23 protein-coding genes are annotated in these 24903 nt (G+C 53.5%); 10 read left to right on the top strand and 13 right to left on the bottom strand.

All coding sequences use genetic code 11. From position 1 onward, the window contains the following. Positions 1 to 1421, top strand: a 1421-nt coding sequence (locus AC2FNE_RS21765; RefSeq protein ID WP_496806262.1) for an AsmA family protein, incomplete at its 5' end; no start/stop codon positions are given. Between the two features lie 39 nt (positions 1422 to 1460). Here the strand turns inward: AC2FNE_RS21765 and AC2FNE_RS21760 are convergent. From AC2FNE_RS21760 to AC2FNE_RS21745, 4 genes are read right to left on the bottom strand one after another with little or no spacing between them, the layout of a single operon-like run. After that, positions 1461 to 2957, bottom strand: coding sequence for a phosphomannomutase/phosphoglucomutase (locus tag AC2FNE_RS21760; protein ID WP_170607203.1), 1497 nt, complete (start codon positions 2955 to 2957; stop codon positions 1461 to 1463). 15 nt (positions 2958 to 2972) lie between these two features. Next, positions 2973 to 3806 carry a 3-deoxy-8-phosphooctulonate synthase gene (gene kdsA, locus AC2FNE_RS21755; RefSeq protein WP_170607201.1) on the bottom strand — a complete coding sequence of 278 codons (834 nt, stop codon included), beginning with the start codon at positions 3804 to 3806 and terminating at the stop codon, positions 2973 to 2975. A 5-nt stretch (positions 3807 to 3811) separates the two neighbouring features. Beyond that, positions 3812 to 5380: a KpsE/RkpR family capsule polysaccharide export protein gene (locus AC2FNE_RS21750; protein ID WP_170607199.1), complete on the bottom strand. Its 1569-nt coding sequence runs from the start codon at positions 5378 to 5380 to the stop codon at positions 3812 to 3814. After that, positions 5358 to 6017: an ABC transporter ATP-binding protein gene (locus tag AC2FNE_RS21745; protein ID WP_170478550.1), complete on the bottom strand. Its 660-nt coding sequence runs from the start codon at positions 6015 to 6017 to the stop codon at positions 5358 to 5360. Before AC2FNE_RS21745 ends, AC2FNE_RS21750 begins: the two co-directional genes overlap by 23 nt. 217 nt (positions 6018 to 6234) lie before the next feature. Here AC2FNE_RS21745 and AC2FNE_RS21740 point away from each other — a divergent pair, with 217 nt between their 5' ends. Together AC2FNE_RS21740 and AC2FNE_RS21735 are read left to right on the top strand one after the other, a co-directional pair. Then, entirely contained in the window at positions 6235 to 6822 is a 588-nt protein-coding gene (locus tag AC2FNE_RS21740) for a uracil-DNA glycosylase family protein (protein WP_170607197.1), read from the top strand. Next, positions 6815 to 7603: an SseB family protein gene (locus AC2FNE_RS21735; protein WP_170607195.1), complete on the top strand. Its 789-nt coding sequence runs from the start codon at positions 6815 to 6817 to the stop codon at positions 7601 to 7603. Before AC2FNE_RS21740 ends, AC2FNE_RS21735 begins: the two co-directional genes overlap by 8 nt. A 13-nt stretch (positions 7604 to 7616) precedes the next feature. On the opposite strand, the gene yghU is transcribed toward AC2FNE_RS21735, so the two are convergent. Beyond that, the gene (gene yghU, locus AC2FNE_RS21730; RefSeq protein ID WP_496806261.1) at positions 7617 to 8492 is read right to left on the bottom strand and encodes a glutathione-dependent disulfide-bond oxidoreductase; all 876 of its coding nucleotides are present in this window, start codon (positions 8490 to 8492) and stop codon (positions 7617 to 7619) included. A gap of 244 nt (positions 8493 to 8736) precedes the next feature. On the opposite strand from yghU, the gene AC2FNE_RS21725 reads away from it, so the two are divergent. Further along, positions 8737 to 9255 carry a YHS domain-containing (seleno)protein gene (locus AC2FNE_RS21725; RefSeq protein ID WP_170607191.1) on the top strand — a complete coding sequence of 173 codons (519 nt, stop codon included), beginning with the start codon at positions 8737 to 8739 and terminating at the stop codon, positions 9253 to 9255. A gap of 68 nt (positions 9256 to 9323) precedes the next feature. Here the strand turns inward: AC2FNE_RS21725 and AC2FNE_RS21720 are convergent, their stop codons facing one another. Both AC2FNE_RS21720 and metF read right to left on the bottom strand, forming a co-directional pair. Continuing rightward, on the bottom strand, positions 9324 to 9989 hold the full coding sequence (locus AC2FNE_RS21720) for a J domain-containing protein (RefSeq protein WP_496806260.1): 666 nt from the start codon (positions 9987 to 9989) through the stop codon (positions 9324 to 9326). Positions 9990 to 10284: 295 nt separating this feature from the next. Beyond that, positions 10285 to 11151, bottom strand: coding sequence for a methylenetetrahydrofolate reductase [NAD(P)H] (gene metF, locus AC2FNE_RS21715; protein ID WP_496806259.1), 867 nt, complete (start codon positions 11149 to 11151; stop codon positions 10285 to 10287). Between the two features lie 96 nt (positions 11152 to 11247). Between metF and AC2FNE_RS21710 the strand changes: the two genes are divergently transcribed. Beyond that, positions 11248 to 12153, top strand: a complete 906-nt coding sequence (locus AC2FNE_RS21710) for a LysR family transcriptional regulator (protein ID WP_170478569.1) — start codon at positions 11248 to 11250, stop codon at positions 12151 to 12153. A gap of 96 nt (positions 12154 to 12249) precedes the next feature. After that, complete coding sequence (locus AC2FNE_RS21705) at positions 12250 to 13035, top strand: inositol monophosphatase family protein (RefSeq protein ID WP_170607185.1); 786 nt, start codon at positions 12250 to 12252, stop codon at positions 13033 to 13035. A gap of 25 nt (positions 13036 to 13060) precedes the next feature. Here the strand turns inward: AC2FNE_RS21705 and AC2FNE_RS21700 are convergent, their stop codons facing one another. After that, complete coding sequence (locus AC2FNE_RS21700) at positions 13061 to 13804, bottom strand: rhomboid family intramembrane serine protease (RefSeq protein ID WP_170478575.1); 744 nt, start codon at positions 13802 to 13804, stop codon at positions 13061 to 13063. A 42-nt stretch (positions 13805 to 13846) separates the two neighbouring features. Next, positions 13847 to 17248, bottom strand: coding sequence for a bifunctional proline dehydrogenase/L-glutamate gamma-semialdehyde dehydrogenase PutA (gene putA, locus AC2FNE_RS21695; protein ID WP_496806258.1), 3402 nt, complete (start codon positions 17246 to 17248; stop codon positions 13847 to 13849). A 102-nt stretch (positions 17249 to 17350) separates the two neighbouring features. Here putA and AC2FNE_RS21690 point away from each other — a divergent pair, with 102 nt between their 5' ends. Together AC2FNE_RS21690 and AC2FNE_RS21685 are read left to right on the top strand one after the other, a co-directional pair. Continuing rightward, on the top strand, positions 17351 to 17839 hold the full coding sequence (locus AC2FNE_RS21690; RefSeq protein ID WP_170478579.1) for an Lrp/AsnC family transcriptional regulator: 489 nt from the start codon (positions 17351 to 17353) through the stop codon (positions 17837 to 17839). A 30-nt stretch (positions 17840 to 17869) separates the two neighbouring features. Further along, positions 17870 to 18436, top strand: coding sequence for a tetratricopeptide repeat protein (locus AC2FNE_RS21685; protein WP_170607181.1), 567 nt, complete (start codon positions 17870 to 17872; stop codon positions 18434 to 18436). A 245-nt stretch (positions 18437 to 18681) separates the two neighbouring features. Here the strand turns inward: AC2FNE_RS21685 and AC2FNE_RS21680 are convergent, their stop codons facing one another. Together AC2FNE_RS21680 and AC2FNE_RS21675 are read right to left on the bottom strand one after the other, a co-directional pair. Continuing rightward, on the bottom strand, positions 18682 to 20037 hold the full coding sequence (locus AC2FNE_RS21680) for a sensor histidine kinase (RefSeq protein WP_496806257.1): 1356 nt from the start codon (positions 20035 to 20037) through the stop codon (positions 18682 to 18684). Continuing rightward, positions 20034 to 20699, bottom strand: coding sequence for a response regulator (locus AC2FNE_RS21675; RefSeq protein ID WP_170478588.1), 666 nt, complete (start codon positions 20697 to 20699; stop codon positions 20034 to 20036). Before AC2FNE_RS21675 ends, AC2FNE_RS21680 begins: the two co-directional genes overlap by 4 nt. Positions 20700 to 20955: 256 nt before the next feature. Here AC2FNE_RS21675 and AC2FNE_RS21670 point away from each other — a divergent pair, with 256 nt between their 5' ends. Beyond that, the gene (locus AC2FNE_RS21670; RefSeq protein ID WP_170478594.1) at positions 20956 to 21273 is read left to right on the top strand and encodes a hypothetical protein; all 318 of its coding nucleotides are present in this window, start codon (positions 20956 to 20958) and stop codon (positions 21271 to 21273) included. A gap of 64 nt (positions 21274 to 21337) precedes the next feature. Here AC2FNE_RS21670 and AC2FNE_RS21665 read toward each other — a convergent pair whose 3' ends face one another. Continuing rightward, positions 21338 to 22579 (bottom strand): PqqD family protein, encoded by a 1242-nt coding sequence (locus tag AC2FNE_RS21665; RefSeq protein WP_496806256.1) that lies wholly within the window; start codon positions 22577 to 22579, stop codon positions 21338 to 21340. Positions 22580 to 22775: 196 nt separating this feature from the next. Here AC2FNE_RS21665 and AC2FNE_RS21660 point away from each other — a divergent pair, with 196 nt between their 5' ends. Further along, positions 22776 to 23108 (top strand): hypothetical protein, encoded by a 333-nt coding sequence (locus AC2FNE_RS21660; RefSeq protein WP_170478599.1) that lies wholly within the window; start codon positions 22776 to 22778, stop codon positions 23106 to 23108. Positions 23109 to 23403: 295 nt separating this feature from the next. On the opposite strand, the gene AC2FNE_RS21655 is transcribed toward AC2FNE_RS21660, so the two are convergent. Next, positions 23404 to 24852: a DUF8728 domain-containing protein gene (locus tag AC2FNE_RS21655; RefSeq protein WP_170607173.1), complete on the bottom strand. Its 1449-nt coding sequence runs from the start codon at positions 24850 to 24852 to the stop codon at positions 23404 to 23406. Positions 24853 to 24903: the final 51 nt, after the last annotated feature.

Here is a 24903-nt window from a genome sequence, read left to right as displayed (position 1 = left end):
CCAGCTGGCCACAGGTATCGGCACCTATGGATTTGCAGGCCCAGATGCCGGTTCCTGGCGGCGCTGTTCAGGTCGATATGAAGATTCCAGACTTGCCAGCATTTTCATCTGGTGTTGTCACGCCGTTGCAGGTGGGCCTGCTTGCCCCTGGTGGAGATATTGGTTTCGAAGGGCGCGTGAATCTTGCGGGTGAAATGGACGGAAACCTAGACATTATTGCGAACGACACCCACAAGATGCTTGCTGCGTTTGGTCAGGGTGGAGTTGTCGTGCCTAGGGGCCTCGGCAGGATTGCGAAAATCGACGGGCAGATGACTTACACCCGCGATGGCCGAATTTCCCTGCGGGGCATGACGGCACAATTAGACGATAACCGCTTGAACGGTGAAGCAGACATTGTGATTTCCAACCCACCGCAAGTGACAGCGCGCCTGAATACGCGCAATCTGGACCTGTCGAAGGTCAGCGACACCAATACCATTGGCAGTACATCCGGTTCAGCATCCAAAAGCGAATCAAGTGATAAGTGGTCTACTGACCCCATCGATGCCTCTGCACTATCTCTGGCGAATGCCTCGATCCGGTTACAGGCGGAATCTATAGCTGTCCCCGGCATAACGTTTGGCCAAAGCGATCTTACGCTTGATCTTGAACGCTCCCGCGCCGTCCTGAAAATGCATCCCGCATCACTGTTCTCAGGTCAGCTAAACGGACAAGTCGTTGCTAACAACCGCAATGGCCTGTCGGTTGGCGGCGATTTGAATGCCAAGAATATCGACCTCAAAGAAGCGTTGGAAACGCTTGGTGACATCAAGCGCCTGTCTGGCAAGGCATCTGGCTCGCTACAGTTTCTTGGCGTCGGTCAAACCGAAGAACAAATAATGCGATCCTTGAGTGGCAAAGGCGATATCGACGTCGGCAAAGGAGTCATATCCGGCGTGGACCTGGACCGATTGATGGGGCGAGGGAGTGGATCAGGGGGGACCACAGTTTTCAACAGCTTAACTGCAAGTTTTTCAATGAAAGATGGGGACCTTAAAAACGACGACCTTTTAATGAAGCTGGACAACTTCAGGGCAGACGGAAAAGGGCGTGTCGGGCTCGGCGCCCGTGATATCGACTATGTGTTCACTCCTGTCGCCCTGCGTGCGAATTCAGGCGACGGTATTTCGGTGCCAGTGCGCATCGTCGGACCATGGAGCAACCCGTCGATCAAGCCTGACCTGACAAAAGTTATCGAAGCCGCGGCTGAGGGTAAGGTCAAAGAACTCGAAGATGATGCTAAGCAAAAAGTACTAAAAAAAGTGGGCAACGAACTCGACGCTACAATCACCAAAACTGATCAGGTTGAGGACGCCCTCAAGAAAAAGCTAGAAGATGAGGCCAAGAAGGGGCTTTTGAAGTTGCTGGGCGGCGACTAATGACCAATTGGGGCGCAAATTGCGCCCCGCTTGCCAGCTTCAAATGCTTTGATCATAGTCGCCGACGCCCGGCTCTGTCCGTATCACAGCGTCGATCTCAGCAAAGATTTCGCGCATTTCCTGTTCACTTTCGCTGCTTTCGCAAACAACAACCAGGTTCGGAGTGTTGGACGAAGCACGTACCAGACCCCAACTGCCGTTGTCCAATATGACTCGAGCCCCATTTACGGTCACGACTTCTTTGATCCCGCGCCCTGCGAAACTCTCTCCGGCGTTGGCTTTTTCCACGAGTTTATCGACCAGTCTTTTCAGAATATCGTATTTCTCGGTGTCGGCAGCGAAAGGAGACATTGTCGGGGTCGACCAAGTTTTCGGCAGCGCCTTTCGCAGATCAGACATACTTTGGTGCGGGTTACGATCCATAAGCTTACATATCTCAACGGCCACACGCATGCCGCAGTCGTAACCGCGCCCTATGGGCTCGGCCAGAAAATAGTGTCCCGATTTCTCAAATCCTGCCAGCGCACCAATTTCCTTCACCCGCCGCTTCATGTGGCTGTGGCCGGTTTTCCAATAGTCGGCTTTGACTCCGTTCGCTTTCAATTCAGGATCGCTCGCAAACAATCCGGTTGATTTAACATCGGCCACAAAGGTTGAGTTGGGGTGCAGCTTGGCCAGATCCCGTGCCATGATGACACCTACCTTGTCGGCAAATATCTCTTCGCCCTCGTCATCTACAACGCCACAACGGTCGCCGTCTCCGTCAAATCCTAGCGCAAGATCGGCGCCGCTTGATTTGACCGTTTCAGCCATGTCGTGAAGCATCTCCATGGCCTCGGGGTTTGGATTGTAGTGTGGGAACGTGTAGTCCAGCCGGTTGTGGCTGGGAACGACTTCGACACCCATCCGCTCAAAAATCTCAGGCGCAAAAGCCGAGGCTGTGCCGTTGCCTGTAGCGCAGACAACCTTGAGCGGTCTGGACATTTTGAAATCTCCGACCAAGTCGTCGATATAAGCCTCTTTTACCCCATCGACAAATTCGTAAGATCCCCCTTCGCGGGCAACGCCTTCTCCGTTCAGGACGATGTCCCGCAGTTCCGACATCTCGTCCGGTCCGTGTGTCAATGGTCGGTCGAACCCCATCTTTACACCTGTCCAGCCGTTTGGATTATGGCTGGCTGTCACCATGGCGACCGCAGGCACGTCCAGATGGAATTGCGCAAAATAGGCCATGGGGCTGAGGGCGGGCCCGATATCCTTAACCTGGATTCCAGCCTTCATGAGCCCGAGAATAAGCGCGTTTTTTACAGAAAGAGAATAATCGCGATAATCGTTTGCCACCGCAATGACGGGGGCTATGCCGCGTCTGTGCATCTGGGTACCCAACCCTAAACCAAGGGCAGTCATGCCGGGCAAGTTTATTTCGTCAGGGTATTTCCAACGCGCGTCGTATTCACGAAAACCGGTTGGTTTGATCATCGGGTCGCGCAGAAAGTTCCAGGTGTTTGGGCTCACCTCGGGTATTGGTTTGGGCATAACAATTCTCAATCTTTAAATTTTTACAGGGTTAGCTTTGGCAAGCGCATCAAAACGCATCAATATGTCAATTAATTGGCCCATCTGATCTAGTGGGATCATGTTCGGCCCGTCAGAAGGAGCATTGTCGGGATCTTGATGCGTTTCGATAAATACTGCTCCAACTCCTAACGATACTGCCGCGCGGGCCATCACCGGCGCAAACTCGCGCTGGCCGCCGGAGGAACCTCCTTGACCTCCGGGTTGCTGTACGGAATGCGTTGCATCCATCACAACTGGGTATCCGGTCTGGGCCATCTGCGGCAGCGACCGCATATCGGCAACGAGGGTGTTGTAGCCAAAAGACGTCCCACGTTCGGTCAACAAGATGTTCTGATTGCCCGTGCTCTCGATTTTCGAGATAATGTTCGGCATCTCCCAAGGTGCAAGAAACTGCCCTTTTTTGACGTTGATGACGGCCCCAGTATTGCCTGCCGCCAATAGCATATCCGTCTGTCGGCACAGGAAAGCGGGGATTTGCAGCACATCAACGGTCTCAGCCGCGATGGCGCATTGGGCCTCGGTATGCACATCGGTCAAAACCGGAACGCCGATGGTCTTGCGGATGTCGTCCAGAACCTTCAGCCCTGCATCGATTCCCATGCCGCGTTTACCGGACAGAGAGGTGCGGTTAGCCTTATCAAAGGAGGCTTTGAATACATACTGCGCGCCCGCAGCGTCACAGGCTTCTTTCATGGTGCCCGCAATCATCTGGGCGTGGTCCGCTGTCTCAAGCTGGCAGGGACCAGCGATAATGGTCAGTGGAAGGTCGTTACCGACGGTAAGATCGGCGATTTTTACATGTTTCATTTGTTTTACGAAGATACCTGTTCTCGAAGGACCGACGCAGTAAGCGAGATCATGAGGTAGATACCAGCAAACAACAAGAATGCCAAAATCGTATTTTCGAACTTCCGCGGATAACCGGCCTCTTGGCTGGCCACCGGGTTCACTGACACGGTCAGGTAACGGACCTTTCGGTTTGCCTCGGTGCGTGTTGTTTCCACTTGTTGCAAGGCAGATTGCAACATCATGTCACGCGCGGCCAGATCAGCCTGAGCCATTTGAATCCGTACGTTTAGTCGCGCAAGCGAGTTTTCCCCAGCCGATACATCCAGCATTTCTGCATTAAGCTCGTTGAGAACCGCCTGTAGGCGTTCAATATCGGCCTGAACACCCTCTACTTTGGCCTGATTGGGCCGCAAGTTGTCCAGTAACGCCGCAAGTTGCAGTTCTTTGTCTTGAAGTTGGATCTCGAATTGATCGATGCGTGCTCGCAAGCTGGCGATCACGCTTTGTGGGTCCAATACTGCCCCTTGAAGCTGCAACTCAATGAGATCTTCTTGCGCTCTCCTGCGGGCATCTTGCGCGTCTTCAAAGCTTTTCATAGCCTCGCGCATCTGGTCTTCGCGTTTGAGCACGGACAACGCATTAATCGTCTCTTCGGCATACTGGATAAGTCGTCGTGACACTTCGACCGAATATTCAGGATCTGGCGTTGCGACTTCCATTCGGACAATTCCATCCGAGGGATCATATCCAATAGTCACCATTTTTTTATAGAGCTTGTGGGTTTCCTCGAGGGAAGCATCAGGTGACAGGCGTTGAATCGGGTCGATCCATTCCTGTTTGAACACCTCATCAAATCCGGTGTCGCGGTTCAACCGCTCCAATGCATCTTTGGATTCCAGAAACTCCTGGCTCGCAACCGAATCCTGTGCAGTGGCGTATTGAGTTCCGGACAGGAAACCGCCAATTGCCCCGGCTGCGCCGTCCGCTTGCAAGATCGAAAATGCTGACGAGCTGGCATACATCGGAGTGGCAACGCGATAAAAGTAGTAGCCCACCAAAAGCGTAGGAAGCATCACAAAGACAGCCAGCCGAGCGAACATAGTAAGCAGCTTGCGCCGCCGGCGTCGCGCAATGTCTTTTTGAATTTGACCGATTTCGTACTCCCGCCTCTCTGAGGGCGAAAGTTCTGGTCCGGGCAGGTTGTCTTTGGGGTCCTCGGTGATTTGCGGAAGTAAGACCTTAACCTTACCGGAATCCGGTGTGGGTTGATCGTTGGCGGCCAGTTCCAGAAGATTAGCCCTTTGAAAAGGATCCAGCCCTATCTGCCTGAGCAAGCGTACCGCGTCATAGTCAGAGTTGGCAGACAGACCGTTCTTTTTCGCTAGTCGCCTTGCGACGCGTAATTGCCGGCCAGTCAAACCTTCGCGCTTAATTTCGTCAATATTGGTGGACGATCCGGTATCTTCTTTTATTCCGTTACCTTGAGTCGCGCGCCGAATCCGGTCAATCGCGTCCGAGCGCGCCTCGGCGGTGCCTTCGCCGCCGGGCGATCGATTGGGGTTATACTTTTTAGCCTTGGGTTTGGTAGTCATAAAGCTGCTTTGCCTCTTCCAAGGTTTCAAACATGTACAATTGCCCGTCTACAAGAACCGCTGCTTGCCGGGCAAATTTTTCCAAAGTCTTTGGGTTGTGGGAAACGATCACCAAAGTCGTGGTGCGTAACCTCTCGCGAAGAATGTCCCCGGCTTTTTTATTGAATTCGACATCGGTGGTCGATGGCATCCCTTCATCAATAAGGTACATGTCGAAATCCAGCGCCAACATCAGGGCGAAAGTGAACCGAGCTTTCATACCTGACGAATAAGTACCAAGCGGTTGGTCGAAATACTCGCCGAGGTTACATAGCCATCTGCAATAGGCTTCGACGTAATCGGGATCCATACCATAGATATTTGCGATATAGCGCGCGTTTTCCAATGCCGACAAACGCTTAGCCACGCCTCCTGTGAAACCCATTGGAAAGGACACTCGACAGTCGCGCCGGATCACGCCTTCATCGGGTTTCTCAAGGCCGGCCATCATGTTGATCAACGTGGTTTTTCCGGTTCCATTTGGTGCCAGCACCCCAAGTGAAGACCCCAGATCCACGCGAAATGAAACCCTGTCCAGAATTACCTTGCGGCGGGTTCCGGTCCAGAATGACTTGCTGACATTTTCAAATTCCAGCATGCGCAGCCTGTATTCGCTCGTTCTTTGTCGGCTAGAAAGCGCGTCTTCTACCGATCTAGTTTGGATACATTATGCCGAAGTATGAAACAAATGATCAATGAGCATACACAGATCTTGCCTAATATGTGACCTATTGGCGAGTGTTACCCTATTGTTGGCCGACCCTCATTCAGAACATATTTAACCTAAATAACAGCAAATACGTTCTGGGAAATGGATGCGGACCCTGATCAAAGACATTGAAAACTGTAGGTTGTGCGCTGATCGATTTGCGAAAACGGCGACGGCCCACGAACCTCGCCCAGTGGTTTGGTTCACTCCCGGAACACCTATCTTGGTCGCGGGTCAGGCTCCCGGCGCACGCGTGCACGAGTCGGGCAGGCCGTTTACTGACCCTTCTGGTGATCGTCTGCGCGAGTGGCTGGGGTTGGATGAAAAGGCGTTTTACGACCGTTCTCTGGTATCAATCGTTCCAATGGCATTTTGCTTTCCCGGATATAATTCGCGCAATGCAGATTTACCGCCTCCTCCGATTTGCCGACGAACATGGCATGACAAAGTAATGTCCGCGATAGGGGATGTCCGTCTGACGGTTCTTGTTGGAGGCTATGCGCACAAGTATCACCTTGGCACCCAAACACCTGTAACGGATCTTGTGCGCAGGTGGCGAGACTATGCGCCGCGCGTCTTCGCCTTGCCACACCCGTCTTGGCGAAATACGGCATGGCTGAAGAAAAACCCGTGGTTCGAGGCGGATTTGTTGCCGGTTTTGCGTCAGCGGGTGCAAGAGGTTCTGAATGACTGAAGAAACAATACTGGATCAAGCCCATGCGGAAATGGAATCCGCTGAAACGAATGACGAGGCAAGATTGCGATTTTTTGAGCGGCTTGCCGACAGCGAGCTGTTTCTGTTGCTGACCGAAGAGGCCCGTGATGAAAACATATCCCCCGAATTATTTGACGTTGCGGATGGTCGCTTTGTGTTGGCATTTGATCGCGAAGACCGTCTGGCGCGCTTTGCGGGCCGGCCTGTTCCATATGTTGCTTTGTCCGGGCGAGCGCTGTCGACGATGCTTTCCGATCAAGGTATTGGTCTTGGCCTGAATCTGGATGTCGCGCGTTCATCAACGTTAATACCGCCCGAAGCATTGGCGTGGTTGACCGACACGCTGAAACATGGGCCGGAAGAAGTTCTTCAAAGGTTCAAGGAATTTCTGCCTCCAAAAGGTTTACCCGACAGGCTATTGCAGGCATTAGATATTAAATTGGCGTCGGCGACTGGTCTGGCCGTCTCAGCCTATTTGGCAGGCACAAAAACTGCTGCAGGTGGTCAAGGTCACCTGTTGGGTTTTGTGGCAGCTATTGAAGGCGCGGAACCTGCGCTGGCGCGGGCGGTGTCCGAGGCTTTGACGTTTTCCGGAGTTGAAGCCGGAGCACTTGACGTCGGTTTCTTCGATGCGGAGTCCCCAGCAGCGATTGCTTTGGCCAAGGTAGGACTGCGATTCGATCTGCCGCAACCTAAGGTCACTGAAATGGAAAGGGCCGCTCCGGGAAGAGATCCCGAGCGGCCCCCCATCTTAAAGTGACTGGAGCCAACTATCAGCCGGTGGGCTCTAGCTTGTCCTGTGTCCTGGTTTCAAAGTCGCCGGCATCATGACGTTCGTGCAGTTGTGTGTGCGGTGCGCCAAAAGTTCTGTTGACCATACGGCCCCGCTGAACTGCGGGCCGTGCATCTATGGCCTTAGCCCAGCGCATCACATTTTCATAGGATTCGACGTCCAGAAACTCTGCAGCGTCATACAGACGGCCTAGGACTAGCTGTCCGTACCACGGCCAGATGGCCATATCGGCGATGGTGTATTCCTCGCCAGCAACGTAGGTTTTGTCAGCTAGTTGACGGTCCAAAACGTCAAGTTGCCGTTTGGTTTCCATCGCAAATCGGTCAATTGGATATTGCCACTTCTCTGGCGCATAGGCGTAGAAATGCCCGAAGCCGCCACCTAGGTAAGGGGCGCTGCCCATCTGCCAAAAGACCCAATTCATCACTTCGGTCCGTTCCGGACCAGACTCGGGTAGGAAGACACCGAATTTTTCAGCCAGATGAAAAAGAATCGATGCGCTTTCGAAAACGCGGACAGGTTTTTCCCCAGAACGATCCCAAAGGGCTGGGATCTTGGAATTTGGGTTTGCTTCCACAAACCCTGACCCAAATTGATCACCGTCACCAATTTTTATTAGCCAGGCGTTGTATTCGGCTCCGGAATGCCCCAAAGCCAGCAGTTCCTCCAGCATGATAGTTACTTTAACCCCGTTGGGGGTCGCCAGCGAGTAAAGCTGCATCGGGTGTTTCCCGGTTGGCAGGTCCTTGTCATGAGTTGCCCCGGATATGGGGCGGTTGATCTTGGCAAATTGACCGCCGCTTTCACTGTCCCATGTCCAGAACTTTGGAGGGGTATAGTTGGATTCTTCGCTCATGTTGTGCGTTCCTTATCCTTGCCTTGTCGCTGGGTCGCTGTCGTGACAGCTAATATTGCAAGTGGCAAAGTCCAACCCCTGATCTTTCGTTGATTTTGTAACAAACCATGCCCTCAGCCTCACGTTTTCTCGTGGGATGTCACAGGGGCGCGAGCGGTGCTTCGCGATTGCATGAAATCACTTATTGTTCGGATAGACCCGCAAATCGGGCGCCCTGAAACCGAATGGATATGAGGATTGTCACATGAAACATTTTGCGATTGCCGTAGCTGCAGCTCTGGCCTTTGCTGCGCCTGCATTTGCCGGAGATCAATACGTCGACGGTACTGGGTTCGCCATCTCGGGCTACGATGTCGTCTCTTACCGAAGCCTCGACCAGGTCCCGATTGGCCAGGCTCAGCCCGAGCCTGTTCGCGGTCGCACCGACATTACGGCCGAATACAACGGTGCGACTTGGGCATTCACTAGCGAGGAAAACCGAGAAAAATTTCTTGCGAATCCAGCCTATTATGCCCCGGCCTACGATGGTCACTGCGCATACGGTGTGTCGCGCGGCGGTAAAGTTCCAGCCAACCCAAATCTTTGGCGTATTGTCGATGATAAACTGTACCTCAACATCACCGATGTAGTCGTAGGATTTTGGGAAGAAGATGTCCCGGGCAATATCAATTTGGCAGAAGGAAACTGGCCCGACATCGAAGCCGATGCAGCCTCGACCAGCGTTATTCCCAAGTTCACCTCAGAGGGTCCAATCTCAAACTGATCGCATCAAAATATGCGAAAACGTCCGGGCTTTTCAGTCCGGGCGTCGGCCTTTCGATAACCGTGCTATTAAGAGGCAAGGCAAAAATTTTCACGCGAGCTCTGATCTGCTTCGAAGCGAATTTTGACACTTTTGGCGCCAGGGAACTTCCGCTCGCGAATAGCGTCGGGAACGACAACTTCTCCGGCCCCTGTGCTTTTTGACTGGAATGTCAAAATTTCAGGTTCGCCCTTACGACAACTGGCCAAAACCGAAGTCGGCAAAACAACTCGATTTGAGCCCTCGCAAACAGGTGTCGCAACGAAATATGTAAGCTCACGTCCGAAACATCCTATTGCCTCTGGGACATGGCTCGAGGCCAATCCCTGGGCGTCGCTATCTTCTGCCGCGCGCTGTTTGTTCCCGGCATGAGAAAGAACTTGGTTCGGACGCAGCATGCTCCGACAGTGCTCAATTTCGTTGGCATCCAAATCGATCAGTCTTTTTTTCAACTGTGGTCGCCGGGGCAAACTTGACTTGTCGGGCTTATTCGCTGTCAGACCCTCTTTGCGAAGGAAATCGTATGCGGTTTTCGCCTTCGAGAATCCAGAATAGTCACCACCCGTGTGATCCGGATGAGAATGAAAGGCTATGTCACGCCAGGCGTCGCGAATATCGCTGGCATTTGCGCCATGTGATAGGCCAAGTGCTTGAAGGGCTGCGACCCGCGCCTTGATGTTGTCGACTGGTTCCATAACCTGGAAAACTCGTTAAAACTTGAACTATGGCTAGTGTGCTCGGGTTAGTTTTTTTGTCAAATTTGCGCGTTTATTGGCCGGAGTTTCGGTTACAGTAACCGTTGGGCGTGCGTGATTGTCTTCAGATCATCCAGTTTTTCGCGCATAAGTCTCAAAAATGGGGACAATACCCAACTTTATTGACTAACTGTTGCCGGTTCACGTGGGGTCCGGAGTGCCCAATCGAACTGATCGCATCTAGAAACTCGCGCCAATGTCTCCATGGGCGCTTCGATGGCCAACCGAAACGCGATTACGCAACGTTTTGCAGTTCCGCTCGCGGAGTAATGCCCAACGCAAAGCAGACATCCCGTGTCAGTTCCGGTCGGTTGAGTGTGTAGAAATGTAATTTGTCGACGCCACCGTCGATCAGATCAGAACACAGCTCTGTACATAGTGCTGTGGCAAGTAAATCTTCGCGATCATCTCGAATCGCCTTTTCAAAAGCATGTTCCACCCAGGCTGGAATGCGCGTCCCGCAGCGCAGCGCAAAATTACGTGCGCCTTTCCAGTTTTCAATCGGAAGAATTCCCGGAACGATGGGTTTGTCGATTCCCGCCTTTGCGCATGCGTCGCGAAAACGGAAAAAGGTTTCGGCCTCAAAGAAAAACTGCGTCAGTGCTTCATCTGCTCCGGCGTCCAGCTTAGCTTTCAGCCAATCAACATCGGTGCGAGCATTTTGAGCTTCTGGATGAATATCCGGATATGCGCCTACTCGGATATTGAAGCGATTGGTTTCTGCCAGCGCTGAGATAAGCTCTACAGAGTTTTCGAAACCATCAGGGTGGGGAACGAAACTGTTTTGTCCCTTTGGTGGATCACCGCGCAAAGCTACGATGTCACGCACACCTGCCTTGGCAAATCCATTTGCGATTGCAAGTGTTTCTGACCGGGTTGCGTCCACGCAAGTAAGGTGCGCGGCAACAGGCAAGCCCGACGACTTGTGAAGGGTTGCCACAGCATCCCGCGTTAATTCCCGAGTTGTCCCCCCGGCGCCGTAAGTGACGGAAACGAAACGAGGCTCCAACGGGGCAAGCGTTTGAACGGTATCCCACAGCCGGAACGAGGCTTCCAAAGTTTTGGGGGGAAAGAACTCAAAAGAAATCTCAGGCTTGGTCATGGTGGCCTCTTGGGGGTTTCATTGCATTCTTTGTGCCACGGGTTTAATGGTGAAACAAACTCATATTATTCAACAACAACATGAGGCCTGTTTGGGATGCACATTGAATTCCGGCATCTTCGTACCATCAAAGCGATCCACGAATGCGGAGGCTTGGCGCGTGCAGCGGATCAACTGAACATTACGCAGTCTGCGTTAAGTCATCAGATCAAAGGTTTGGAAGATCAGGCGGGCGTCGAGCTTTTCCTGCGCCGGTCGAAACCCATGAAGTTGTCTGCCGCCGGTTTGCGTCTACTGCGTCTTGCTGAACAGATACTTCCACAAGTCGAAGCGATGCAGGACGAGTTTTCTTCTTTGCGGGATGGTCGAACGGGGCGCATGCATATTGCCATCGAATGTCATGCTTGTTTTGAATGGCTGTTCCCAGTGCTGGAGAGTTTCCGAAAAACTTGGCCTGATGTCGATGTAGATATTCGTCCGGGTCTGGCCTTCGACGCATTACCTGCGCTGCAGAAAGAAGAAGTTGATCTGGTGGTGTCCTCTGACCCTGAGGATTTGCCGGGAATCGAGTTTGTAGAACTCTTTGATTACAATGCAGTTTTCGTGGCCGCTTCCACCCACCCGCTCGCGCAAAAAAAATATATCGAAGCTGATGATTTCAGAGGGCAGACCTTAATTACTTATCCAGTCGAACGCACCCGACTGGATGTGTTCAGCCAACTACTGATCCCGGCGCGTGTGGAACCGTCTGCGATCCGACAAGTTGAACTTACGGCCGTGATCCTGCTTTTGGTGGCTTCCAACCGCGGTATCTCCGTCTTACCGGACTGGGTGGTGCGCGAAGTTAAATACAACTCGGACTATGTGACGCGCCCGCTCACAAAAGACGGGATAACGCGACGGCTGTATGCTGCCGTGCGAAGCGAGGATCTGGAAAAGCCTTTTGTGCAAGAGCTGGTAAAGCTTGCTCGAACCGAGGCCCGCAAGTTGCAAGCAGAATAGGTGAAAAACGCGGGGCAGGTATGCATATCATACCTCTTGGCAAGGACGCATTGCCCCAGTATACGCGCGGTTTGACCGGACAGGAGCCTTGGAACAATGGTTGGCAGTGCAAATCTCAACATCATGATCAAAGCCGCGCGAAAGGCTGGGCGCTCTCTGGTCAAGGATTTCCGTGAAGTCGAGCACCTGCAAGTTTCCATGAAGGGCGCAGGCGACTTCGTGTCCAAGGCAGATATCGCCGCTGAAGCGATCCTTAAAGAAGAACTTCTTGGTGCACGTCCGACCTATGGTTGGCTGGCCGAAGAGGGCGGAGCGATTGACGGAGAGGACCCGACCCGTCGGTGGATAGTCGATCCTTTGGATGGTACGACTAATTTTTTGCACGGTTTGCCACACTGGGCGATATCAATTGCGTTGGAACACAAAGGCAAAATTGTTTCTGGCGTAATCTATGACGCCGCCAAGGACGAGATGTTCTTTGCAGAAAAGGGTGAAGGCGCTTGGATGAATGATATGCGCATCCGCGTATCTGGCCGCCATCGCATGATCGAATCCGTTTTCTCGACTGGGCTTCCGTACGGCGGGCGATCCGACTTGCCGGAAACGCTGCAAGACTTGGCACGTTTGATGCCCGTGTGCGCTGGGGTTCGCCGATGGGGTGCTGCGGCGCTGGATATGGCATATGTAGCTGCCGGCCGGTACGAGGGTTTTTGGGAACGTCGTCTCAATACTTGGGATCTGGCCGCGGGTATCATTATTGTAAAAGAGGCCGGTGGCCTTATTCAGGCTTTGAACCCCGAAGGCAGCATCTTGGAAGATGGCGATGTGATCTGCGCTAATGAGCCTATCTTTGACAGTTTCACCAAAGTGATAAGGGGTTAAATAAGACCCCCAACCAGAAACTGAACTACCTGCGCGGTACGCGGGGGATGCGCGATTCCGTGAGTTTGTATTTGTGCTCTGGATGTGGAGGATGGCCGTGGGTTCTGCTCCAGAATGCAGTTCCACCGCGTTTCAGCCAAAGCGGAATGCAAAGTATCAGCCCAACAATAAATCCGCCCGTATGGGCCCAATAAGCCACGCCGCCACGGTCCGGGTCGCTGGCCAGGCTTCCAAAAAATTGCATGCCAAGCCAAACCCCCAACATGACAAAGGCTGGTATCGTAAAGATTCTGAAATAAACAATCAGGATCAGCAAAATATCCACTCGGGCCTTTGGAAAGAGCAATAGATACCCCCCCATCACGGCGGCAATTGCTCCGGATGCGCCAATAGTAGGAACAACCGACTGGGGTGCGGTAATCACATGAATCAGTCCAGCACATACCCCTGCCATCAAGTAGAACAACAAAAAGGGTAGGTGCCCCATTTCGTCTTCCATGTTGTCGCCAAATATCCAAAGAAACAGCATGTTTCCAGCCAGGTGCATCCAGCCGCCATGCAAGAACATTGATGTTATCAGCGTTTCAAGCGCGACACCGTCCGAAACGCGGGCTGGTATGATTGCGTAGTCATAGTAAAGACGGTTAATCAGTTGAATGTCGTTCATAATCCCCACATAGCTGAGGAAGATCAGAACATTTGCAGCCATAAGAGAGTAAACGACATAAGGCGTACGGCCTGAGGGGTTATGGTCGCGTATAGGAAACATGACGGGACGCTGTGCTTTTCAAAGCCCTACGTCAAGTCAAGCTTAATTCGCACCCCCCAATAATGCTGCGTTGCCCCCCGCTGCAGTGGTATCGACGCAGACCTGACGCTCTGCCAAAACACGAGTTCGATCGGGTTTTCCGGGGATCAAAGGCAAGATAGGACCAATTCTCCGTGCAAGGTGACGTTCTATCTCACGCGCTGTTTCTTCGTCACCCCACCATAAAACGCCAGAAAAATTATCTAGGTGTTCCAACCGATGCAGATCCAATTCACCTGTCGTTTGAATCGTAACACCCCCTAACGCCTGAACAGCATCTGCTTGTTCTTGGACGGTGCTTTTTCCAGGTCCTAGGCATAACAGTGGCGCGCGTGGAAATTCTGTAAGCCTGTTGGACTCCCCAGTTGGGCCGGGCAGAGTATGTGTCTTGGGTTCTGCGGCTTGTCCAGTCGGCGCGGGAATTTCAGACATTGCACCGGGCCATGACTCCGCAACGGATTGCCTGTCTGGGGCGCAGAAACGTTTCATATAGTTCGGGCCGCCCGCCTTAGGCCCGGTTCCAGATAAGCCCTCACCGCCAAATGGTTGCGAGCCGACAATGGCGCCGATTTGATTTCGGTTCACGTAAATGTTTCCGGCGTGAATTGATTCGGTCACATGTTGTACGCGGTCATCTATGCGTGTGTGCAGCCCAAAGGTTAGGCCATAACCGGTTGCATTAATATCCGTTATTACTTTGTCGATATCTTGTGACCTGTAACGAGCGACATGCAGTACAGGACCAAAAACCTCGCGTTCCAAGGCGGCAATACCCGGAATTTCGATAAGCGTCGGGGCGATAAAATTTCCTTCGGTTGGAGTGTCCAATTCTTTTAAAACTCGCCCTTCCGCGCGAGCGCTGGATACATGGTCCGCGATTGATTGCAGCGCAAGTTCATCGATGACTGGACCGCAATCCGTGGAAAGCAACCAAGGGTCTCCAAGTTGTAATGCGTCCATTGCGCCGATCAGCATTGTCAGAACGTCGTCGGCGATTTCTTCCTGAAGATAAAGGCAGCGAAGCGCAGAACATCTTTGTCCAGCAGACTGAAATGCGCTTTCAATTATTGACTGGACGACCTGTTCCGGCAGGGCTGTGCTGTCGACGATCATTGCGTTCAGGCCGCCTGTTTCGGCGATCAGAGGCGTGCCCGGGCGCAAGTTATCGGCCATCGACTGCCGAATTCTTTGTGCGGTTGTAGTCGATCCGGTGAACGCCACACCGGACACGCGCGCATCTGACGTCAATGCTGACCCCACCTCGGGCCCGCCTGGTAATAGTTGCAGTGCATCGCTCGGCACGCCAGCCTCAAGCAGCAGTTGTATTGCTCGATGGGCAATGAGCGGAGTCTGTGGTGCGGGTTTGGCAAGAACCGCGTTTCCGGTCGCAAGTGCCGCCGAAATTTGACCGGTGAAGATAGCCAGAGGAAAATTCCAAGGGCTGATACAGGCGAAAACACCTGCCGGTTCACGATCTGGGATGTTTGCAGCGTAATATCGTAGGAAATCGACCGCCTCGCGCAGCTCAGCAACTGCATCGGGAACAGACTTTCCAGCCTCGCGTGCGAGCAGCGCAAACAGCTCACCAAAATGCGCCTCGTAAAGTTCGGCCGCCTTGTTCAAAATGCGGGAACGTTCAGGCGCGGGGACTCGCCATGGATTTGCACAGGCAAGCGCCTGTTCGATGTCTTCATGACTAGTCGTTTTGACTGAACCGGGCTTGTCTTGCGGATTAGACGGATTACTCACGATCTGTGCGGCTTCGGGTTGTGACTCACCCGACAAAAGCGGGCCAGACGACCATTGGTGGTTACGATAGGCGTCTCGCGCCGCGTCGATCATGTCCAGTGTCGGCGTATGATGCAGGTCGAAGCCGCGTGAATTGGCGCGTTCGGGTTCAAACAGCTCTGGACCTTTTGGCAAATGGCGTTGCGGTTCTCGAATTGCTTCGAACGGATCGGCGGCAACCTCTTCTGGCTGAACCTCCTCATCTACGATCTGGTTCACGAAGGATGAGTTTGCGCCGTTTTCCAGTAATCGCCGGACGAGGTAAGCCAACAGGTCGCGATGAGCGCCTACAGGGGCATAGATGCGGCAACGGGTTTTCTTTTGATCTTTAACGATCTGATGCAGGGTTTCACCCATCCCGTGCAGCCGCTGAAACTCAAATGGCTGGTCATCGGCCATGTGAAGGATCGCGCTGACGGTATGGGCATTGTGGGTGGCGAACTGCGGATAAATCCGATCGGTCATATTCAACAATTTACGGGCATTTGCGATGTATGAAACGTCTGTCACCGCTTTTTTTGTAAAGACAGGGAATCCATCGACGCCTTCGATTTGGGCCCGCTTGATCTCGGTGTCCCAATAGGCCCCTTTCACTAGTCGGACCATCAGCTTGCGGTCGTGCCGCTCGGCCATCTGATACAACGTGTCCAAAACCAGCCCTGCACGTGGGCCGTAGGCTTGAACAACTATACCGAACCCATCCCATCCCGACAGCGCTGGTTCAGCCATCACCGCTTCGATCACCTGTAGAGAAAGGGAAAGGCGGTCTGCTTCTTCAGCATCCACGTTCAGCCCCATTCCGGCAGCCTTGGCTAGCAGTGCCAGCGCACGCAAGCGCGGAACCAGCTCGTCCATGACGCGCTGTTCCTGCGCCAGTTCATACCGAGGGTGCAAAGCTGAAAGTTTAACCGAAATTCCAGGGTTGGCGCGAATATCATCGTGCGTACACGCCTCTGCAATCGCAGCGATGGCTCGAGAATAGGACAGGTGGTAACGCGCGGCATCCGCCTCGGTACGCGCGGCTTCGCCCAACATATCGTATGAATAAGTGTAACCTTTGCTTTCCATCCCACGCGCTCGGGACATGGCGGATTGGATGGTTTCACCCAGGACGAACTGCCGTCCCATCTCTTTCATGGCACGTCCAACGGCGGTGCGGATCACTGGCTCGCCAAGCCGCTTTATGGCGCCACGCAGCGCGCTAACCGGAGAAGATTGCCCTTCGTCCAATACGCGTCCAGTCAGCATTAATGCCCAAGTGGAAGCATTGACCAGAGAGGACGAGGATTGCCCCAAATGTTTGCCCCAATCCGACGGCGCAATCTTATCTTCGATCAGTGCGTCGATCGTGTCGGCGTCGGGAACGCGCAACAATGCCTCGGCCAGACACATAAGTGCCACGCCTTCGTCGGTGGACAGGCCGTATTCAGCCAAGAAGACCTCCATCATCCCAGGCGATGTACTGGACCGTATGTCGCGAACCAATTGCGCGGCTGCCGCGCAGATTGCCTTTCTTTGGTCTGTGCCGAGTTCAGCCTGCGCGATCAATTTCTCCAATACAGCGTCATGGTCGGCATAGGTCTGAGCGTCGATGAGGGTGCGCAAGGAATGAGACATGTAACCTCCGGTCTTTTGTGCAGTATAGCGGCAATTTTTCAGGACAATCGAACAACTTTGGTTGTAACAAAGGTCAATGGACCAAAATTTTAAGGATTTGCGATGCGATACGACTTTTTTGAGCTGGATCGCTTTGATCGTTCAATGTTGGCGATTCTGGCGGAAGATGGTCGGATTTCTGTGGCAGACCTCGCCCGTCGCATTGGTCTTTCCAAATCGCCTACTCAAGCACGATTGAAGCGGCTTGAAGCCGAAGGCGTAATTAAAGGCTACCGAGCGATCTTAGACCCAATCCGATTGGGTCTAGATCATGTCGCCTTTGTCGAGGTGCGTCTGACAGACACCAGAGAGAAAGCTTTGAGTAACTTCAACGACGCCGTTCGCAGAATTCCTGAGATCGAGCAAGCTCACATGATCGCGTCAAATTTCGACTATCTGCTTAAGGTTCGAACCGGTTCTATGTCTGAATACAGGGCGGTGCTGGCCGAAAAAATATCTTCTCTGCCGCATGTTGCAAGCACGTCAACTTTTGTTGCGATGGAGGCCGTTAAAGAGACTGGGGTATCGGGTGGTTTGGAAAGTAAGGGTTGACGAAGTCTTCAGCTGCATCACCATACAGTCATGAAAAGAACTGTCACAGCCTTAGCATTGATGTTTGCAACTACAGTTGCCGCAAGCTCTGAAGAGTGTCCGCCAGCCCCGGATCACACTGCTGGTGTTGATCGGATAATCGATGAGATCCGGAAAGCTGAAAATGAACTTGCAGCGCGGGAATTGTCCCAACAGCTTTGGGAGTTTTGGACTGATGCGCCGGACGAAAGTGCTCAAGCCGTGTTGGATCGTGGAATGACTCGAAGAAATGCTTGGGACTTGTTGGGAGCGATCGAAGACTTTGACAAGCTTATCGCTTATTGCCCGTCCTATGCCGAGGGTTACAACCAGCGTGCTTTTGCGAATTACCTACGGCAAAACTTTCAAGCTGCGCTTGTCGATTTGGATAGGGCGATAGAGCTTTCTCCCAATCACGTTGCGGCGATCAGCGGACGGGCGCTGACGCTTTTGGGGCTTCAACGGATTGATGAAGCGCGAGACGCTTTGTCATCGGCGCTGGAACTAAATCCGTGGCTGTCGGAGCGCCATCTCATGGCACCCGGTGGGCCGCTTGAGCCGCCTGGCCAAGACATTTGATCAACAACGAAAGAACGCCCCAAAGATAGTACTGCGGAGCGTTTTGCGTTTGATCGGTCGCTAGCAGGCTCACCTGTTATCTGCTCGTTTGATCGCGATAACTGAAGAACGCGATGTGTCGCCATCGGGCCGGTTGCCGCCCTGATGCTGAATGGCAGAAAACATTGTACGCAGGTCCTTTGGCTGAGATTTAGCTGAATAGCTAATTCGCACTTTCGGAAATGCCTTTCCTTTCTGGCGGTTGATCAAACACTATTCGTGGGGTGAGCCGAGGACCACGTAAGGCATACTTTCAGTCCCCCAAGGGCGGATTGATCAAGTGATAGGTCGCAACCATGCGCCCGTGCCATGCGTTGCGCAATGTTCAAACCCAGACCGGAACCCGGTTGGTCCGGGTCCAGCCGCCTTCCTCGTTTCAGCACCGATTCATGTTCTGAATCAGGTATGCCCGGGCCATCATCCTCGATGGTCAGGATCGCGGTTGTGCCGTCTTGCCCGCCGCTCACGATAATTCTGCTTTTGGACCATTTCACCGCATTGTCCAAAAGGTTGCCCATGAGTTCGGTCAGATCGAACTCGTCGAAGGGCAGGTGAAGCGTTTCGGGTAGGTCGGTAATCCAATGAAGGTGTTCCGCGCCGGGTTGGCGGCCAAACGTCCTCTGCAGGCGCGCGACGATCGCACTAGCATCCGCGCGCCGCAGCACCTGCTGGCTGTCACGACTTGATGCCAGCTCTCGCTCTACAATGTGCTGAATAGCGGTGATCTCGGTCATCAGGTCGTCGGCGAGACCGTTATGCCCCGACTTCCGCATCTTGCGCTCCACACCGTGCATGATTGTCAACGGGGTTTTGAGGCCATGCGCCAAGTTGCCTGCGCGGGATCGGGCGCGTTCTAAAGCTTCGGCGTTGGCATCCAGCAACTGGTTCACCTCTTTGGCCAACGGCAGAACTTCTGTGGGATAGTCCGAAGACAATCGCTGGTCCGGGTACCTCGAGATACGGCTGACTTCGGATCGTACCTTTTGTAACGGGTTCAGCCCCAAACGGACCTGAATCCAGCTTGCAGCCAATAGAAACAGACCCAACACCGCTAGCCAAATGATCGAATTTGTCGTGAACCTTGAGACCGAGACATCCAGGTCTGCCCGGTCGATGGCAACCGCCAGAAAAATCTCACGGCGTATCTCGGACTCACCCAAGGTGATAACCCAACTGGCCACGGCGACCGTTTCTCCAGAATCCGTAGTGACATCGTCAAAGGAAATCACCCCTGGTGTTTGAGGTCGATCCAGCATCAGCGGAGCCGCCCAGAATGACGGCGACAGGATAGGTTCGCCGTCGTCGACAAGGACCTGCCAATAATAGCCTGAAACTGGTTGCTCGAACCGGGGATCCGAAATGGGTGCGACCTCGACGCTGCCCTCTTCGTCCACACTTACATTGCCGCTCAGCAGTGTGAGATATGTCTCCAACTCACCACGGGCACGGTGTTCGAAATAGAGTCGAAAAAGGATGTTGAAAACGATGGCAGTTGCCGCCAGCGCCAGAGTCGTTGTCAGCGCTGCCGCCAGTAACAGACGCAGGCTCAGCGACATCTTCATATTTCGTCCTCGGCGATTATATACCCGAACCCTCGGCGCGTTTCGATCACGCCACCGCCAATCTTACGGCGCAGGCGACCTATCAGAACTTCGATCGCATTGCTGTCGGGTTCTTGATCACGATAGTAGATGTTTTCGATTAATTCCTCTTGGGTCACCACCTGACCGCGATGGTGCATCAGGTAACTCAGCAGCCGATATTCCAAGGGCGTGACCTTCAAGGGTCTTCCATCAACTGTAACTCGCATCTGGCGCAGGTCGAGCCTGAGCGACCCGGCCTCGAGTGTGGTGACTTTCTGCCCGCTGGACCGACGTAATAGTGCTCTAAGACGAGCGACAAGTTCTTCCATTTGAAATGGCTTGCCCAGATAATCGTCCGCACCCGCGTCGATACCTTCGACACGTTCATTCCAGTTTGCCCGCGCCGTCAGAAGGATAACGGGTAGTTCCAGCCCCTCATTGCGCCAATTCCGCAGGACCGACAACCCGTCGCGCTTGGGCAGGCCGATATCCAGAATCGCGGCAGCGTAGTTCTCGGTGCTGCCCAGGAACCAGCCTTCTTCGCCATCGCAGGCGATCTCTGGGATCAACCCTTCGCCCTCCAGAACGTCCGCGATCAACTCGGCGATCTTATGTTCATCCTCTACGATCAGAATACGCATTCAACATGCCTGCATGTTTGTGATGCGACCCGAGCCCGCATCGACAGTGACTGAGACCACTGCCCCCTTCGAGTCAACGATCAGCACTTGAAAAATAGGTCTGCCACGCGTTTCAGGAAACCCGACCTGCAATAATTTTCCCGGGCGTCGGGCTTGAACTTTACCAAGAACTTCCTGCAGAGGTCTTGCATCACCACGTGCAATGGCGCGTTGCGCGCGCTTGTAGTCCTGGCGTGAGATCTGGGCGCTACCCGACATGGACGAAGAACGACAGGTACCGGGCCCGCGTGGTCCGCTCTTTCTGCCCGAAGTGTCGTCGTCGCGCGTTGAGCCCGACTGTGACGGGCCACTGGGGGCGCTGGAACCAGACGCGCTCGAGGCACCACTGCCACCCGACGCGCCACTGGTCCCGGATGCACCGCTAGACCCCGATGCACCACTGGACCCGGATGCACCACTGGATCCCGACGAGCCGCTAGACCCTGAACCACCGCTGGACCCTGAGGAGCCGCTGGTCCCTGAACTCGCCGACACTCTGGCCTCGCTCATCCCAATCAATGCAGGGGCCATGTAGGCTGTAGTGGCGCCAATGCCAAGGCGGAACAGCGCCGCCCGACGGGATATGTGGTTCGCTCTGCTCATTGAGCAACCACATCCTCCTCCAAAGGAATAATCAACTGTGCCTTCGCAAGTTCACGCATCAGACGGTCACAGTCGGTGAGAATCTGATCCCTCGCAACATCCGGAAAGGCCGCTGCCAGAATTTCAATAATCGCATCCAGTTCAGTTGGTTCTTCCAATAAGCCCCAGATCGCAGAAGACATGGGGTTCAAGCGAAATATACCGATCCCGTCCTGATCAGCTAGAAAGCGGTCCTCACCGGCTTTTGTTTGCGTCACGCCGGGGGTCTGCACATAGTTTTTGTCCCGCAAGAAATCCGCGGCGCCTCGTTCCAACAGGTCGAGTGGAGCTTGCCTTGCGTTCTGCATTGTGTCGGCAATCCGTGCGACTGGAAGGGCGGAAAGCTTGGGGTGTGACGAGAGATGTTCTGCAGCCTCCTCGGCGGAGTTGTAACTAAGGCGATAGATTGGCAAATGCCGAGAAATCAAATCGATCGAGCGAAGGATGGCGCCAGAATGGCGCGTTCGGGCGAAATTTTGAGTGATTAGACCGGCGAGCGCTTCTTCGTGTGAAATGGCGGCCAGTTCAGGGCGGGTCGGTACGTCGCGACGGTCCAGCACAACTATCGCTCCAAGTGGCAGTTGTGCGCCCCAGGGTGCGATCGGAAGGTCAGCAAGGTATTTGTACTGGCGGTTCGAAGGACCCTTGTTGTTGGCAACCCATTCGTCAAAAGCGTTACTAAACCCTTCCGGCACGGGCAGGCGCAGGCGCGGAAGAATTCCGTTCGCGATGCCAACGCACTCTCGGGTTACATCATCCACCTGGATTGGCAGAAAATCATCGGTGTAGATCGGCAATCCCAAGCGAGCCAGAGCAATCGCAAGTGTACTTTTACCTGCCCGACGTGCATTGGGAAACACAACGAGACGCCCACCGAAATCAACTGCGGCGGTATGCAGGCATAACAGTCGGGGGTCAGAGCGCAGTCTCTCCCATGCCATCTCCGCTACGACATCGCACAATGCGTTTACCTCATTCCAAATCCGGGGGGACTCAGGCGCATCCGCGCAGACCACCTCCCAGCGTTCCCTTGGGGCGGGGCGTATCGTTACGAATGGCTCATTGTCGGATCTGGCGGGCTCCATATGGTGTGGCCAGGCCGTCAGTATTGTCGACATCGTCGCCGCAATTTTTGAAGCACCGTCAAGCGCGATCGGATGATCTAAACCCTCAAAGTGCACATGCTTTGTATCCACCACGTTTCGTTCCCAAGCTGCCGGATATCATGCTAGCGAAATTCCCCCATGCATCAATGCAATCAGGTCTGCCCGTGTATCATACAAGGGCAGACCGACGTTAATGTAAGAAAAACTTCGATCAGCTTATTAGCTGCAAACGGAAACGCCGTCGCCGCGGTCAACAACTGTTCCACCGCCGCCCTCGCATTCCTCACGGGTGATTGTTTTTGGTCTGCTGGCCCCGCTGGCGACTGAGGCAGCGCTGGCAACCGATGCTGCGCTGGCAACCGATGCAGCGCTGGCCTTTGATGCCGCACTGGCCTCCGATGCTGCGCTTCCTTTACTGGCTCCGCTTGAGCCCGAAGATCCTGAACTGCCGCTGGAGCCGCTGGAACCCGACGACCCTGAACTGCCACTGGAACCGCTCGAACCGCTTGAGCGGCCACCGGATGCCCCTCCCGATCCGCCGCCTGAACCACCCCCAGACCCACCGCTTGAGCCCGAAGATGCATGTGCCATAGAAAGCGGAGTCAGCGCTGGTACCGAGTAGGCCACCAACGCAAGCCCACCAATTTTAGTCAATGCCTTGCGCCGGGAGAGCGACTTTTCTGTTTTGTCAGACATCTATTCGTTCCTTTACATATCGTTCCCAACGTGCGGAAAGCACGCCTCAGCTCTTTGTTAACAGCTATCATCTTTCATCACGGTGAATGCACTTGTCAGCGTTTTGTCAGGCTTCGATGATTATCGCCCATCTGACTTTGTTACAGGTATTTGCTGCCTGCGCTGCTGTCTTGCCTATTACAACATGTGCAGCGAAGACCGAAATTAAACTTTCGCCCAAGTTACGGGGCGTGAGCCCGATAGACCTGATAAGACCCAGTGTTGGCAAAAACCAAGTCGAGGCTCCAGCCGGCAAATCTGAATTCGGTTTCCAAATTCTTCCAATAGTGTTCGTCCAGAATGACCAAGTATTCGACCCCGTTTACCCGCGCAATTTCATCCAAAGCGCGCCAACGTTCCGTCCCGTTTGTCGGATCGCTGTAAGTTTCGTGATATGAAATTGCATCAGGGGATTTCAGTCCAACAAGATCAACGAATTTGAATTCGGTGGGGACCGAGGGGTTCGATAAGCGCCACGGAATATAACCCGCGTCGTGAATTCCGATAACGGAGTTAGGTGGCAAGTTTTCGGCGATCCAGTTGGTCGCCAATTCCCTCTTTTGGTCTACATTTGTCCAGCCCTCAGCATAGTTCGGCCAGAATCTCGTGGCGAAGATCAACACGGAAAACACGGTCGCGATCACGAAGACCAGATCGCCACGTTTCCATTTTGCCAGAAAAGCCGCCCATCCAATGATGGCGACCGGCAGGAACGGATACAAGTATCTAAAATTGTTATGGTTCAGCGCACCCGGCAATTTAAGTGCGGCTGATAAAGCGACCGCCAGGAAAAAGACCAAAGCGACCCATCCTCCGCGTAAGAGTGGAGCAAAAACCAAACCTGCAAAAATCAGGACCAGATCGTTTTTCCAAACGGCGCTCAATGCAGTCATTAATCGGTTAAAAAATACTTCACCTTTGTCGGCGAAAAAAACTTCTTTTGCGCCTACCGTGTCCGGGAGAATGCCACCGAGCGTCAAGAAGCTTATTAACGCCAGAACGCCATAGGTCACTGCTGATGTGGCAAAAAAAATAGTTGTCGACCGAAGATCTATGGGACGGACAGCTACAATAGATACGAAAAATAAGGCTGACAAAACATAGAACTCTGGCCTTATGAACGGCATGGCCCCAACCAGAATTGCAAGTGCCAGATATTTTTGCGTGTGCCGGAAGTAGAATGCCCAAACAATCGCAGCCATGGCCATTCCGGTTTCGAGGCCATTCATTAATTGAAACCACGCGAACCCCAGAGATATACCCGCGACAGTCCCCGAGGCAGCAATGATCCTGGATGAAGACACTGAGAACAGAAAAATCCAAAGGCCTACGGCATACAGCGCGGCGCTGGTGAACCCCAGGGTCAGACTTGCAACAGGTGTATCTACAATCAGCGATAGCAGGGCCATTGACAAAAAATGAACCAAACTGGTCGCGCCGGTTGGAGCAGCGTTCCCGAATAGATCGGTGCAGTCAGTTAAAAAGGTGTCAACGTTGCCGATAGTGATGTAGGCATCATCAAGCGGAAACCAGATGTTCTGTTGCTGCTGCAAGGTCAGTACCGCAACACACAGAAAAAACACCGCGGGTACCGAAATTGCCGCAGCATTCTTTGCGATATTGTTATTCATAGCCTGCAATCCGGGTGTTCATGCCCTTCAAAAATACTTCTTTTGTACCGT

This window comes from Ruegeria sp. YKSD179, assembly GCF_059612885.1.
The sequence above is the reverse complement of the archived record's forward strand: the minus strand, read 5'-3'. Positions and strand labels throughout refer to the sequence as shown.

Bases quoted from the DNA above. Each gene is read 5' to 3' on its own strand.
- AC2FNE_RS21720 (WP_496806260.1), bottom strand. From the start codon at position 9,989: ATGGAACCAGTCGACAACATCAAGGCGCGGGTCGCAGCCCTTCAAGCA.
- AC2FNE_RS21690 (WP_170478579.1), top strand. From the start codon at position 17,351: ATGCGATACGACTTTTTTGAGCTGGATCGCTTTGATCGTTCAATGTTG.
- AC2FNE_RS21740 (WP_170607197.1), top strand. From the start codon at position 6,235: ATGCGGACCCTGATCAAAGACATTGAAAACTGTAGGTTGTGCGCTGAT.
- AC2FNE_RS21680 (WP_496806257.1), bottom strand. From the start codon at position 20,037: ATGAAGATGTCGCTGAGCCTGCGTCTGTTACTGGCGGCAGCGCTGACA.
- AC2FNE_RS21685 (WP_170607181.1), top strand. From the start codon at position 17,870: ATGAAAAGAACTGTCACAGCCTTAGCATTGATGTTTGCAACTACAGTT.
- metF (WP_496806259.1), bottom strand. From the start codon at position 11,151: ATGACCAAGCCTGAGATTTCTTTTGAGTTCTTTCCCCCCAAAACTTTG.
- AC2FNE_RS21705 (WP_170607185.1), top strand. From the start codon at position 12,250: ATGGTTGGCAGTGCAAATCTCAACATCATGATCAAAGCCGCGCGAAAG.
- kdsA (WP_170607201.1), bottom strand. From the start codon at position 3,806: ATGAAACATGTAAAAATCGCCGATCTTACCGTCGGTAACGACCTTCCA.
- AC2FNE_RS21725 (WP_170607191.1), top strand. From the start codon at position 8,737: ATGAAACATTTTGCGATTGCCGTAGCTGCAGCTCTGGCCTTTGCTGCG.
- AC2FNE_RS21700 (WP_170478575.1), bottom strand. From the start codon at position 13,804: ATGTTTCCTATACGCGACCATAACCCCTCAGGCCGTACGCCTTATGTC.
- yghU (WP_496806261.1), bottom strand. From the start codon at position 8,492: ATGAGCGAAGAATCCAACTATACCCCTCCAAAGTTCTGGACATGGGAC.
- AC2FNE_RS21655 (WP_170607173.1), bottom strand. From the start codon at position 24,852: ATGAATAACAATATCGCAAAGAATGCTGCGGCAATTTCGGTACCCGCG.
- AC2FNE_RS21735 (WP_170607195.1), top strand. From the start codon at position 6,815: ATGACTGAAGAAACAATACTGGATCAAGCCCATGCGGAAATGGAATCC.
- AC2FNE_RS21745 (WP_170478550.1), bottom strand. From the start codon at position 6,017: ATGCTGGAATTTGAAAATGTCAGCAAGTCATTCTGGACCGGAACCCGC.
- AC2FNE_RS21760 (WP_170607203.1), bottom strand. From the start codon at position 2,957: ATGCCCAAACCAATACCCGAGGTGAGCCCAAACACCTGGAACTTTCTG.
- AC2FNE_RS21675 (WP_170478588.1), bottom strand. From the start codon at position 20,699: ATGCGTATTCTGATCGTAGAGGATGAACATAAGATCGCCGAGTTGATC.
- AC2FNE_RS21710 (WP_170478569.1), top strand. From the start codon at position 11,248: ATGCACATTGAATTCCGGCATCTTCGTACCATCAAAGCGATCCACGAA.
- AC2FNE_RS21670 (WP_170478594.1), top strand. From the start codon at position 20,956: ATGGACGAAGAACGACAGGTACCGGGCCCGCGTGGTCCGCTCTTTCTG.
- putA (WP_496806258.1), bottom strand. From the start codon at position 17,248: ATGTCTCATTCCTTGCGCACCCTCATCGACGCTCAGACCTATGCCGAC.
- AC2FNE_RS21750 (WP_170607199.1), bottom strand. From the start codon at position 5,380: ATGACTACCAAACCCAAGGCTAAAAAGTATAACCCCAATCGATCGCCC.